The 12806-nt window shown below is 57.2% G+C and carries 13 protein-coding genes and 1 pseudogene; 5 read left to right on the forward strand and 9 right to left on the reverse strand.

Annotated features, from left to right (window positions below; all coding sequences use genetic code 11):
• The first annotated feature begins 81 nt into the window (after positions 1–81).
• Complete coding sequence (locus AC13QY_RS20615; protein ID WP_113352751.1) at positions 82–306, forward strand: TraC family protein; 225 nt, start codon at positions 82–84, stop codon at positions 304–306.
• Complete coding sequence (locus AC13QY_RS20620) at positions 275–583, forward strand: conjugal transfer protein TraD (RefSeq protein ID WP_308936556.1); 309 nt, start codon at positions 275–277, stop codon at positions 581–583. The genes AC13QY_RS20615 and AC13QY_RS20620 overlap by 32 nt, the downstream gene beginning before the upstream one ends.
• A 28-nt stretch (positions 584–611) precedes the next feature.
• Here AC13QY_RS20620 and AC13QY_RS20625 read toward each other — a convergent pair whose 3' ends face one another.
• On the reverse strand, positions 612–800 hold the full coding sequence (locus tag AC13QY_RS20625; RefSeq protein ID WP_113352752.1) for a hypothetical protein: 189 nt from the start codon (positions 798–800) through the stop codon (positions 612–614).
• 258 nt (positions 801–1058) lie between these two features.
• On the opposite strand from AC13QY_RS20625, the gene AC13QY_RS20630 reads away from it, so the two are divergent.
• Complete coding sequence (locus AC13QY_RS20630; RefSeq protein WP_113352753.1) at positions 1059–2345, forward strand: nucleotide sugar dehydrogenase; 1287 nt, start codon at positions 1059–1061, stop codon at positions 2343–2345.
• Positions 2346–2355: 10 nt separating this feature from the next.
• Here AC13QY_RS20630 and AC13QY_RS20635 read toward each other — a convergent pair whose 3' ends face one another.
• Positions 2356–3294 carry a UDP-glucose 4-epimerase family protein gene (locus AC13QY_RS20635; RefSeq protein ID WP_113389760.1) on the reverse strand — a complete coding sequence of 313 codons (939 nt, stop codon included), beginning with the start codon at positions 3292–3294 and terminating at the stop codon, positions 2356–2358.
• Between the two features lie 187 nt (positions 3295–3481).
• Here AC13QY_RS20635 and AC13QY_RS20640 point away from each other — a divergent pair, with 187 nt between their 5' ends.
• Both AC13QY_RS20640 and AC13QY_RS20645 read left to right on the forward strand, forming a co-directional pair.
• Positions 3482–4057: a sugar transferase gene (locus AC13QY_RS20640; RefSeq protein ID WP_113352755.1), complete on the forward strand. Its 576-nt coding sequence runs from the start codon at positions 3482–3484 to the stop codon at positions 4055–4057.
• Between the two features lie 133 nt (positions 4058–4190).
• On the forward strand, positions 4191–5600 hold the full coding sequence (locus AC13QY_RS20645; protein ID WP_113352756.1) for an O-antigen ligase family protein: 1410 nt from the start codon (positions 4191–4193) through the stop codon (positions 5598–5600).
• Between the two features lie 15 nt (positions 5601–5615).
• Here AC13QY_RS20645 and AC13QY_RS20650 read toward each other — a convergent pair.
• The 7 genes and pseudogenes from AC13QY_RS20650 to AC13QY_RS20680 form a co-directional block, all read right to left on the reverse strand.
• Positions 5616–5830 (reverse strand): annotated as a pseudogene (locus AC13QY_RS20650) (helix-turn-helix domain-containing protein); the annotation flags it as partial.
• Between the two features lie 778 nt (positions 5831–6608).
• Positions 6609–8183 carry a Fic family protein gene (locus AC13QY_RS20655; protein ID WP_113367170.1) on the reverse strand — a complete coding sequence of 525 codons (1575 nt, stop codon included), beginning with the start codon at positions 8181–8183 and terminating at the stop codon, positions 6609–6611.
• A gap of 620 nt (positions 8184–8803) precedes the next feature.
• A complete protein-coding gene (virB11, locus tag AC13QY_RS20660; protein WP_113352757.1) occupies positions 8804–9793 on the reverse strand; it encodes a P-type DNA transfer ATPase VirB11 in 990 nt (329 codons plus the stop codon).
• 8 nt (positions 9794–9801) lie between these two features.
• A complete protein-coding gene (virB10, locus tag AC13QY_RS20665; RefSeq protein ID WP_113389758.1) occupies positions 9802–10971 on the reverse strand; it encodes a type IV secretion system protein VirB10 in 1170 nt (389 codons plus the stop codon).
• Positions 10961–11839 carry a P-type conjugative transfer protein VirB9 gene (gene virB9, locus AC13QY_RS20670; RefSeq protein WP_472517190.1) on the reverse strand — a complete coding sequence of 293 codons (879 nt, stop codon included), beginning with the start codon at positions 11837–11839 and terminating at the stop codon, positions 10961–10963. Before virB9 ends, virB10 begins: the two co-directional genes overlap by 11 nt.
• 5 nt (positions 11840–11844) lie before the next feature.
• The gene (locus AC13QY_RS20675; RefSeq protein WP_113501601.1) at positions 11845–12516 is read right to left on the reverse strand and encodes a VirB8 family type IV secretion system protein; all 672 of its coding nucleotides are present in this window, start codon (positions 12514–12516) and stop codon (positions 11845–11847) included.
• Positions 12516–12803: a hypothetical protein gene (locus AC13QY_RS20680; protein WP_095436093.1), complete on the reverse strand. Its 288-nt coding sequence runs from the start codon at positions 12801–12803 to the stop codon at positions 12516–12518. Before AC13QY_RS20680 ends, AC13QY_RS20675 begins: the two co-directional genes overlap by 1 nt.
• Positions 12804–12806 lie beyond the last annotated feature (3 nt).

Raw genomic sequence — 12806 nt, forward strand, 5'->3', positions numbered from 1 at the left:
TTTCAGTCCATTTGACTACTGCATTTAATGCAGTATAAAAGATTCCATTAGATTTGATCCCGATGAAAGAAAGGACAGGGCATGCGTGCAAGAAGCACGGCTTCCGAGATGGACACGCAGATCGAGCTGCTCAGGGAGAAGCGCAAGAGGATGGTCGCCAAGGCCAATGAACGTTTCGCTAGCGCGGCACGGAGGGCAGGTCTCGCGGAACTGGACATTTCCGACGCCGAGCTCAATGAGGTTCTCGCCGAAATCACAGCGCGATTTCGCGACGGTGAAAAAAGGAAAACGGGCGCATCCACTTAAGAGGCTAGATCAGCGGATTATGCTTCTCGAACGCAGGCAGCAGCGTGACATGATAAAAGATCGCAAGCGCGAAACGCGCGAAAAGATGATCTTCGGCGGATTGATCATCAAGGCTGGCTTGCGAAAGGCCGATCGTGCGTTCCTGCTCGGCGCCTTGATCGAGGCGAGCCGGATCCCGCCTGATACCGCGCAATACCGCCATCTACACAAGATTGGTATGGAAGCGTTCCGCGCCGATGCACGCATGACGAATTCGGAAAGCAAGGACCTAGCATGACGATAAAGTGAGGTGGCGCGCGCAAATCTTACTCCGCGCGTTCGGCCTCGAGAGCGGCAATCTCGTCGGAGATTTCCGCGATGCGTTGACGGAGCTCCGCCTCGGTACCGTCGTCCACCTCGCCTTCGCCAAAACAATAGCGGGCAATGTGCAGCTCAAGCTTGGCTTCAAGCTGCTCGCGCTGTGTGCGCAGATGTTTGAGATAGCTGTTTCGCATTGCGAATACGCTTTCAAAGAAATGAAGTCACTCCCAATAAATAGGTTCGAAATCAGAAAGTTTCGATAGACGTCCCATCACCCACCTGAAACTCTTGTCACGAAATGCCGCAATGCCGCCGTTTCACACTTGTTTCAAAGTGACCGACCGGTCATCACATTCATGCGACTGCGGCTGAAATGATCCCGAGGGCAAATATTAGGCGCTGACATCAGCTTCAAATTCGGGCTAATTCAGGCGGAGTGTTCGAGGTATGTTGTGTTGAACGAAAAAATTGCCGTCATTGGCCTCGGTTATGTTGGCCTACCTGTCGCGATTGCGCTTGCCGAAAAATTCCATGATGTGGTCGGCTTCGACATCAAAGCCTCTCGCGTCACTGCGCTGCAGGCGGGCAAGGACGATACCCGGGAGATTTCTTCTGAACGGCTGCGGTCGAGCGGACTGCACATCAGCAGCGAGATCGAGGATCTCAAGGATCGCGATATCTTCATCGTTGCCGTGCCGACGCCGATCGATCGGAACCGCCAGCCCGACCTGCGGCCCATGATTTCCGCCTCGCGCACCGTCGGCAAAGTCCTGCGCAAGGGTTCAATCGTTGTCTATGAATCGACCGTCTATCCCGGCGTTACCGAAGAGGTCTGCGGCCCGGTGCTGGCGGAAGTTTCCGGGCTGCGCCAGGGCGAGGATTTCCATGTCGGCTATTCGCCGGAACGAATCAACCCTGGCGACAAGGAACACACCTTTGAGCGCATCGTGAAGGTCGTCGCCGGCGATGATGCGGAAACCTTGGAAAAGATCGCCGCCATCTATGGTGCCGTGGTCGAGGCGGGCATTCATCGCGCCCCGAGTATTAAGGTGGCCGAGGCCGCCAAGGTGATCGAAAACACCCAGCGCGACGTCAACATCGCACTGATGAACGAGCTTTCGATCATTTTCGAGAAAATGGATATCCGCACCGCCGATGTTTTAAAGGCGGCACGGACGAAATGGAACTTCCTGCCCTTTACTCCCGGCCTGGTCGGCGGCCACTGCATCGGCGTCGACCCCTATTATCTGACTGCCAAGGCAGAAGAGCTCGGCTATCATCCCGAAGTCATCCTCTCCGGCCGCCGCATCAATGACGGAATGGGCGCCTTCATTGCCCAGAAGCTCATCAAGATGCTGGTTGCGGCGAAAAAGCCGATCAATGGCGCGCGCATCGGCATATTCGGTCTGACCTTCAAGGAAAATGTGCCTGACCTGCGCAACAGCCGCGTTCCCGACATTATAAGCGAACTGCATCAGTTCGGCCTGGAGCCGCTGGTGCACGATCCGATGGCGAGCCATGCGGAAGCCGAGGAGGAATACGGCATTCGCCTGATGGAGCTGAAGGATTTCGGCAAGCTTGATGCCGTCGTGCTTGCCGTTCCCCATAAATCCTATCTGGCGGAAGGTGCAGCCACTATCCTCGATCTCTTGAGCGAGAACGGCGTCGTCGTCGACGTGAAGGCAGCTCTCGATCGGAGTAATCCTCTGCTGGAAGGTCACTCAGTCTGGAGTCTGTAAGGCTGAAACGCTAGCTCAGCGCGCCTTTATCCCCGCCGGCGACCGTTGCCGCCAACCCTTCTTCGACGGAGTAAGGCGGCGACCAGCCGGTGAGCGCCCGCGTCTCGCCAATATCGACCTGAAGCGAGCTAAGCAATCGCCGCGCGGCGGCTCGACGTCCCAGAATTGCGGCAAGTCCCTCAAGCAGCGCAGGCGGCAGCGGTAGTATCCAAGCCTTGCGCCCTGCAGCCAGAGATAGTTTGGAGATCAGCTGGCCAATCGAAAGATCTTCGCCATCGCTGACCAGGAATACACGATTACTGACGGCAGAGTGGCTGGCGCAGAGCAGCATGAAATCGACGAGATTGCCGATATAAACGAGCGACCTGCGGTTTCGAACCGCCCCAAACGGCCAGGGAAACGGCCGCGCAGCCCACCTCATCAAGCTTGCGAAATTCGCCTTAACGCCGGGACCATAGACGAGCGGCGGCCGGATGATGACGACCTCCATGCCCGTTTCCGCTGATATCGCGAGCAAGGCCTCCTCCGCCTCCAGTTTCGAGCGGCCGTAGGCATCTTCCGGATTCGGTATATCGGAAGCCTTGAAAGGCTCCCCCTCCGCCGTCTCCTCGCCATTGACCTTGATCGAGCTCAGGAAGACGAAGCGTTTTACGCTCGCGGCCGCGGCTTGTCGCGCCAGGTTGACGGTCGCATCGACATTGACGGCTCGGAACGCAGCCAAGGGATCGGCGGCGCTCTCGTTCATGACATGGACGCGGGCCGCCAGATGCATGACGACATCGACGCCGGCAAGCGCATCGGTCCAATCCGTATCGCGATCCATCGTCCCGATGGCGACGAAGCCTGGGCGGAAGTTGCGGCTGACCGGCCGATACTCCATTCGCCGGCGGGAAAGCTCCGTGCACAGAGCTTGTCCGACAAAACCCGTCGCACCCGTCACCAGGATCATCCGCCAGCTGCCTCCACTTTTCCGCACCATGATTAATTGGGACATGCTTTGCACGGGATGTCTGCTTAGAACAAGGGCGGGGAATCTTGCCGGGACTGGTTGTGCTTGAAATCGCGATATGAGATGGACGGAACACTGACGACCTTGATCACCCTCAGAACAGAGGGTGATGCAACGACAAGAGACGATGTTTTATACGATCGCCAAGCGCCTTTTCGATTTTCTCGCCGCTCTAGCCGCGACCATCGTTTTTTTCATCCCGATCCTGATCGTCGCACTTGCAGTGCGTCTGACCTCACCTGGTCCGATCCTCTATTGGTCGGATCGGGTCGGCCGGAAAAATAAGATCTTCCGCATGCCGAAATTTCGAAGCATGCGTACGGATACGCCGGCGGTTGCGACCCATCTGTTGAAGGACCCCAAGATCTATCTGACGCCGATCGGCTCCTTCCTGCGCAAGTCGAGCCTCGACGAGTTGCCGCAGCTTTGGTGCATCCTGAGAGGCGAGATGAGCATCGTCGGCCCGCGCCCGGCGCTATTCAACCAACACGATCTCGTCGCACTGCGCACGGAACGTGGCGTCGACGCTTTGCTACCGGGCTTGACCGGTTGGGCGCAGGTCAACGGCCGCGACGAGCTGCCGATCCCCGAGAAGGTGGCGCTGGACGAGGACTATCTGCACCGACGCTCCTTTCTTTTCGATCTGAAGATCATTTTCCTGACGGTATTGAAAGTGGTCCGGCGCGACGGAGTTGCTCATTGACAAACAATCAGCGAAATCGGCATCAGTGACACAACGGCGCGGGAAAATTGCCGTATTCCTGCCCCTTTGCGACCATACGGCCCGTGACGGGGCGAGGAATGCCGGATGGTGAACCGATTCTGGACAAAGGCGGATGACGACATTGGACGACTCGCGCATCAACAAACCGCATGCTGATCTTGCAGCCGAACCGATCGGCGTCACGAAGGCAGGAAGCAACATGACGAAGCCGCTCGCCATCATCGGCGGCATTCTCTGGCTGCTTGTCGCTTCGCCGACCGTCGTCGAGAGCGACGCCTACCGGTATGCCACCGCGCTCCTCTCTCTGATCGCCCTCTACTACTATATGAAGGCGCCGATACGGCCGCGCACCGATTGGATCGGCTGGCTCTGCATGGGCTGGGCCTTCTATGTCATGGCGCGTTTCTTCATCACCTTCTGGCTGACGCCGCAGCACGATATCGGCGCTTCGGATTGGCTCTATGCCTTCCCCTTCTTCTTCCCCATCATGGGCGTCGCCTTCCTGCTCTACGAAGAGCTGATGGAAAAGATCGTCGCGGCCTATTTCGCCGTGGTGCTCGTCATGCTGGTCGCCACTCAGCATCTGCGCGAGGTCTTTGCCGGCGAAACCATCCGCCCGCTGATTATGAACAACCAGATCCACGGCGCCGTCGCCTGCGGCATGATCGTGATCTTCACCCTATTCTGGCTGTTGCATTACCTAACGAACAAATCGAGCGACCGCCGGATCGCCCGCTTCGCCTATATCGCGTCGCCCTTCATCTTCGCGCTCTGTTTCATCGCCATTTACGGTGCCAAGTCGAAAGGCGTCTGGCTGGCACTCGGCATCACACTGCCTGTCCTTGCGCTCATTACGCTGACCTACCTGCGCCTGAGGAGCGGTGCCATCATTATTATCGCCGTCGCGGCCCTGTTGATCGCAGGGATCTATGGCGTCAGGCACAATCTGGACAAAACGGCCGGCCCAACTGTATCGGCAGCCCTTTCCATGGTCGAAAATGTGGCCAATGGCCATGAGATGGGCGGCGTGGTTTCAAACGCCATCAGCTCCAGCAATACACCGGTGTCGATGGACGAACGCCTGCAGCTCTGGTCGAACAGCTGGGAAGTCTTTTCATCGGCGCCGATCTTCGGCTGGGGCAATCGGTGGCTCGAACGCTGGGCCGAGACGCGCTACTCGCATGTTCAGTACACGCTGCTGCACAACGGCTATCTGGAAATCCTAGTACGTTACGGCCTGTTCGGTGCGGCAATCATGGGCTTTATGCTCGCCACCTTCATCCGCGCCGTCTGGCGCGCCCGCACGGCCGGCATTATTCCGCGCGCCGCATGGCACGCCTATATCGCCTGCCTTTTCTTTTTCTCATTGACGCTCCTCAGCAACTCCAACAACCGCCTGGCGATCGGCGAAAGCCTAGCCTTCGCAAGCTCCGCCTTCGCCTGCTGGTGTCACATGCGGCTGAAGGGGGAGTATTTGACGATCTCTAAAGGGGAACGGCAAGAAGCGGCCGTGAGAGCGTGAGCATGATAGTTGCACGACTGCTTCGGGTAGCTGGTTGGCATAGCGCACAGGCCGCCGTGACCGATCCGTCAGCGCCTCCAGGCCATCGTCCTTGTAGCGGTTGAAAACCTTGTAGCCGGTCTTGGGCGAGATCCCGAACTCCCGGCACACATCGCTCATGCCTTCGCCTCCAGCAGCCGGGCGACAGAGCGTAGAGGTTCCTCGATCACCGAAGGCTCTCTCCACGGCATCAACACCTCCCGCCAAAAAGCCGAAAGTGTTACCACCCATATCTCCGGTACAATTCGTCACCTATCTCTCAGGTCGGGCACCGAGGCCTCCAAAGCCGTCCATACCCGCCGAGCTACGACGCACGAAGAGCGACTGATGGCCCCCGCGTGAAAAGCGTAGAAACTAGCGCGTTTGGTGGTGGAAAAGTTCGAACGCTGCCGGCGAGAAGTCGTTTTTGACGCGAGGCGGAATTCAAGTTCATCGTTGGATGATCTAGGCAACATTTCATCACAAGCAAACTCAGCGCCTTGAGATCACCCTTCTTCGCGATTGGCGACAAAACGTTCGATCTATGTCGTATCGGGCCAGGATCGTTCCCGACAAATCCGCGTCCTGCGCATGCAGGAAGTATTCGGTTCCGAAAATGCACCCTCTGCCAAAGCGGTGATGTCTAGCAGACCTTGTAAACGCCGATCGAATACCTTCCTCCATATCGGTGGTTGAGCATCGTCCGCTGAGCCCGAAGAAGCCATTCGCTGACACAGCTACCCGCCCAAAATGGTATCGCTCCGCCATTTAAGGGCGCTTAACTTAGCTCAGCCCCTATTTAAGCCAGGAGCCAATTGCTTAAATAACACTGCACTCTCGTAATTGGACATGTCCGTTTCAGCTTCTAACCTTCGGCTAGGCCGCTTCGTCGAGACCCCTATAGCGGGCGAATCGTGCGCGCCTTCGTGCCGCCCCCCATTACCGCTTGAACCGTCGATCGACGTGCTGGCCCTATTGGAAAGGCTGAGCCTAGCCGAGCGGGCCTTTGGGCGCGCCATCCTCATTCGATAGGCTGATGTCGAAGGCGTCGCGAACCACCGCTTCCGCTGACGTTACCTCCTCGTCCGTCATCTTTTCGAATTCACGACTGCGCCGCTTCTTGGAAAGCGTACCCTCGTTCTGACGGATGAAATTGATGAGACTGGAGATCATCCCGTCCGGCATCTCAAGGAAATCCTGAATGCGTCCCTTCGCTTCATCGAAGCGCGCGAGGTGATCGATCTCATTTGGCAGGTCATGCCTGATCGTCTGTACGACGCAAGCATAGAGAAATTCCGTCAACTTCGTATAATCCCCGAACCTGTAGAGATCGGCAGTGTCGTTGAGGACACTCACGTTTTTCTCCGGTGTCGGCACCCATTCGATAAAGGGCAACAGCGGTCCGGTGTAACCGCGCAGGCGCTCGCCATACTCCTCCTGGCGTTCAAGAAGTACGGAAGAAATGGGAAAAATCATGCCAGCGGGCGTATATCCGCGCTCAGACAGAACATGGTGTATGAGGTACCGATGCAGGCGACCGTTTCCGTCTTCGAAGGGATGGACGAAGACGAAGGCGAAGGCCATGACCGAGGCTTGAAGTACGGCATCGACCCCACTCTCCGCCATCCTGCTTCCTGCGGCTATGATCCCTCCGAGCAGATCGCTAATGTCTTCGTGCCGGGCTGAAATGAATTCGGGGAGAGGATCGTCGTTCCAGTCGCGATCGCCAATAAAGCCGCCGGCGTCTCGCAGCCCGCGCTTGATGAACCGGCTCTCCTCGATCACAATGTGCTGGAGGCGCACGAGTTCGTCCACTGTGATCGGCCGCTTTCCCGCTTGAGCAACAGCCCTCATCCAACGCTCGAGGCGGCTTCGCGGCGGGCGTTCGCCTTCGATCTGGTAGGATGCCTGGCTATCCGACAGAAGCAGAAAGCTTGCCGCGCGCGTAACGATCCCCTTTCCGATCTTTCCGATGAGCTCTTTGGCTTCAGCGTCCCAGCGGTGGGCGACCGTGTCGACGAGATATTCGGTACGCCTTAATACGGGGCAGAATGCTGGTGTGCCAAGGAGATTGTCTCGCACGCGGTGACGGGGCGAATTCACGGGGGACGATGTGAAGTAGCTCGCGGTGTCAAGCGCTTCAACATAGTTCCCCCGTTCCGCGTCCGGAATGTCAAGGCGCGTACCTGTCAGCCATTCATAGAAAAACCAGATCCTGCGCGTCGCACTGCTCGTCGGTTCGGCTTCGATCAGCGCTGCGATCTCACTTGCCGGGACGATGTGAAATAGCTTTTTTAGGATCAACAGATCGATCGTCTCGTGCCTCAATGCGAAAGACAGATGTCCAAGCAAGCTGTCCTCTGGAGCGAAGCGCTTGTCGAAGATCGTCCAATCCTCATGTGCTCTCCTCGAGCCATAGACGAAGCCCTTCGCGACGCATGAGGGGTGACGAACAGGGGCTGCAATTCCGTATTTCTGAACGAGAGCTGCATACCCAACGGGGACCGTATCCATTGGCACAATACGTTCTTGGAAGACCGTTGGATTTGCGGGATTGGCTGTCATGCCGACTTCCTTCCTCATCGAAAAACAAGTTACACCATCGAACGATGATTATTTTCGAGGCATAATATCGAAAATCGCTTACATCGGAAATCAGTTATTCGCATCGAAAAACGCTTATATACGATTAATTATATCGAAAATTGATTAACAGTGGGCATAAGCCTCATCGAAACCGTAAGTTTTTATCGAAAATCGATTAATAACGGACGCCGTTATAGAAAATCAATTAGAATCCCAAAGCGACTGACGAAATCGCCTTTTCGCTCAACAACACACTAAAAGCGTCATTGCCAAGTCGATGATGCTGCGACCGACCGGCTCGCCACCGCGAAATTAAAGTATTTGCACGCCAATGCTCTCGATATTTTTCGGATAACCTGCGGGCAACTACGAGGCTGCGCGACGAAAGACGGCGTGTGGCCCTGGAGAGCGCTCACGTACCCGAATTCGCATTCACATCGGCCATTTTTCAGCTCAGTTTTCCGATGAGCGAGGCGGTTCGCTTGAACCCGAAGAAAAGGAAAGCTCTAGAAAATCGGTTAGGCCTGTTTTCCGTTTACAAGGAACCTCGGCTGAAGCGAACAAACCAAAATGCAGGAACTAGTCATTTCTCCGCTCGATCACGGCTCAAAGTAAATCTCGCTCACCCGAAACTTCCCGTCGATCCGCCTGCACTGGACAATGATATCGACCGCGACCTTCAGCAAACCATGAATATCGCCGCGCTCAAGGTCACGACCTCCCTCCGACTCTTTTACGAGCAACGTCAGTTGCTCAAGTGCCAGCGCCGCAGAATCGGCATGCACCGTTGTGATCGATCCAGGATGTCCTGAATTGACATTGCGGATGTAGTAGAAGGCCGAGCCGTCGCGCAGCTCCTGTAGAAGAATGCGATCGGGTCGCATCCTGAGGCACGATTCGAGCAGATCTTTCGCGCTGATTTTCGCCAGCCCCTGCCCTCCTTTCGAATAGAAAAGCTTGACGTGATTGGGCTGCGAGATGACTAGCTCCGGCGTATCCTCGATCGAGATTATCCGCTCATGCTCCGGGATATGCCGGATCAATGCCTTCGACAGGGTGGTCTTGCCCGATCCGGTCGCCCCCGAGATGATAATGTTCTTGCGCGCAAGAACCGCCGCACGCAGAAACGTCGCGTAATCGCCTGCCTTGAGGATCTTGTCCAATCTCGCATCTGAGGATTCGCTATGACGGTTCGACGAGGAGACATTGGAAAATAATTCACCCCTTTCGAGATCATCCAACGTCAGCGTCACCGACGACGGCTTTCTGATCGTGACGCTGACCGTGCCCTTGCTCGTTGCCGGCGGAACAACAATCTGAATCCGCTCTTCATCTGGCAAGGTGGCCGACAGGATTGGCCGGGCCTCGTCGATTGCCTGGTTCGAATAGCTTGCAATGGCCCGGGCCAGACGCATGAGCTTCTCGAAGCTAAGATCCGGCAGCGCATGGCGTCGCCATCCCTCCGTTCCCTCGGTCAGGACTTCACCTGGGCGGTTAACGACGATCTCATACAGCGACGTGTCCTTCAGGAAGCGAGACAATGGCAAAAGCAATTCACGCACCACACGAGCATCTGAAGCTTCCGCCATCTTCCGCCCTACTTGGTCACGAGCGTTGATCGAGGCCCGAAATCCCCCGATACCGCGCGATCGAGGATCCTGTTGCGGGGTTCGGTGACACGCAGGCTATAGACGTCGGAAAAATCGAGATCGCGGGCGACAAAAATCGAGACGAGTTCGCCTTGATGCTTTGTCAATGTCGGCACAATATTGATGGATTGCTCGACGGCGATCGCTGCCGCCTGCTGGCCAGCCGTCGCCGTATTCTGCGCTTGAACGTCACTATCCTGCAGCCGGCTGCCGGCATAGGTCGTCGCGTCCCCGACGATGGAGAGCAGTATGGCACTGCCGAAGCGCTCCCACCAATGCGTGTCAACATAGCCATCCATGCCCGCCCGCCCGAGTGCGTCGGTCGCAGGCGAGGCGAGTGTAATAATCACACCTTTTGGCGTCTTTGCGCGATTCCAAAGCACGAACAGGCGCTTCTGGCCCCGGTTCAAGCCGCCTCGATATTCTCCGACGATCTGAGTTCCTTTCTCCATCAGGACCACGCGGCCGTTGTCGGAAAGAACATCGCGATTGATGACGCAGCTGGCGAAGCCCGGCTGATCGGAAGCGAGCGCCGTCTCGAGCACGCATGGAATGGAAGTTCCCATAGCGACAATGAAGTCGCGGTTGCCGAGCGTGCCGGCGCGTGATCCTTCCAGATGAGTCGGCGTCAACATCCTGTTGAACCGCTGGTCCTCGGTTTCAGGTTGGGCGCCCCCAAGGCTGCCAGGAACGGGCAGGTAATTGGAGCCGGGGTCTTGCGACATCGCGGCTGCTGTGTCGCGGCGTTGCGATGATGACTGCTGTCCATTATAGGCCATGACGGGCGCACGCCGGGCGGAGTCCAACAAGGTGTCCTCAGCGGGTGTGACCTGCTCCTTTGATGCAGGCGTCGGTAGCAACACCTCAGGAAGGGGTGTGGCCGGCTTTACCTCTTCCTTCGCCGGCTCGAAGTCAGCCGTCTGGCGAATGACGACATGGTCGGGCTCTTTCGTCTCAGCCTTTTGCCGGTCACGCATCGACCACAGCGAAAACGCAACAAAGGCGACCATCGCTAGAACCACGCCACCGCGCTTCAGGAATGGACGGCCCTCAGTTCGCTGGTTGACATCCGTCTCGGCGCGCTCACCTGGGATAGGGTATTCCGCCTCATCCGCCATGGGCTCCTCCTGTTGCAGCGCTTGGGGCCTGCGCTTTCATGACGCGCTCCACCGAAGGTGATGTTGTATTGGTGTTCGGATCGACGCCCGTCGGATCGTAGGCTTCGTTGAAGATGCAGAGCACGTCTCGTCCCCGCCTCAGGATAAATTTGCGACTGATCGCATGAACGAGCACGAGGTCACCGGAAACCGACTTAGGTACCAGGCTCTCGGTGCCGTCGGAGTTTTCCATATAGATTGCCGGGATTTCCTGATTGCCGGTAAAGGCGATGGTCGTGATCTTGCCGTTGTCATAAACAGCGTTCGGCTCCAACGCTCCTGATCCCTGCGCTGAATAACGCCAATTGCGTGGTCCATATTGCTCATGCAAAGCCAGCACTGTGTCGGCTTGTCCAGCTTGTGCTGCCTGGGTTTGCGCGAGTGCCTCCCGACGACGGCGCTCGGCATCATCGGCTGGATAGCGATATTTGACATAGAAGTAAGTGTCCTGGCCGGCGGCAACCGGACCGTCTCGGACCGTCAACTCCATCTGGTAACTGCGCGTCGAACCGTCACGACGTGTCGTGACCACGGAGATGTTCGTGACGGGCTGGTTCTCTCGCGCCTTCAGGAAGAGTATATTGCCGGCCGGCGCCACTTCCCATGCGACCGTATTACCAAGCGCTACATGGGCGATTTCCTCGTCGGCGGCAAACTCCACCTGGACGGAGGAACGCAGCGAGCCCACGATCCTGGTGATATTGTAAGGCTGATAGTCGACGAAACGGATCCGACTGTCTTGGGATGCGCCGCGCGGCGTTTCCAGTGCAAGGGCTGCCGATGGCCAGCCAGCAGTCAGAAGCAGTGCAATCAAACAATGATGTTTCAGATGTTTCAATTGATGGCCTCCGGATCGGATCGATAGTCGCTGACGGCGAAGCCGAGCGGATTTATCAACCGGTCGGTCGAGGACATTGGAGCATTCACATAGGAGAAGGTAAGCGTTGCCACCCAATGGGTCGTATGGGTCTCGTCACCGCGGGTGATGGTACGCATATAGCGAACAGACAGGACATTGGCGTTGATCAGCGAGATGGAAACGATGTTGATCCGCGATGTGGCGCCGCGACCGTAGATATTTTGCGGGGAATCTGGATTGCCGCCGCGATAAATCGCGGCAAAGCGGGTCTGTTCCGGCGCCGTTGAGAGCAGCGAGACCGTGCGAAAATTCTCCTCCGCCTCGCTCCAGACATAACCTTCGCGGGCACGAACATAGCGGGCGGCGAAATATTTGGTCACCGCTTCGTCGTAGGTGCCAGCGGTCGACTTGAGTGCCGAAACGACATCGACGATACCGGTGGAATTGTCGACTCTCACGACAAAAGGCTCGACTGTCTTGAGCGGTGTCAAACCCGCGACGGCGAGGGTCGAAATCGCCGCGATAATGCCCGCCCCGGTGGCTACGAACCAAGCGATCCGGGCCGAACGTTCTATCTGGATCATGCGGTCCTGGTCGAAACGCCGGGCCTTATCGAAATAATCCTTGAGACTGTCCGTCGTCACCATCACTGCGGCCCTCCGCATCGGCGATAGGAGTGGCCGACATCAAAATGCGCGAAGGCGGCGGGAACGATACCTGGCTTTTCCTCGACATAGGCGGGTGGCTTGCCACCGGACTGTGCCGGCGGAGAGTGACGAGGTTGCGGCGTGGACCGACTATCGCTGTCCCATTGCCACATGGCGCGATTGAGCGGCCGGCGCGAATAGCCGTCGCATTTGGGCAAGGGATAGGAATGTGACGCGCAACCGCCGAGCGTCGATGCCACACAAAAAAGCACGAATATTCGGATCATCGT

This window comes from Martinezella sp. CNPSo 3795 (genome assembly GCF_057784475.1).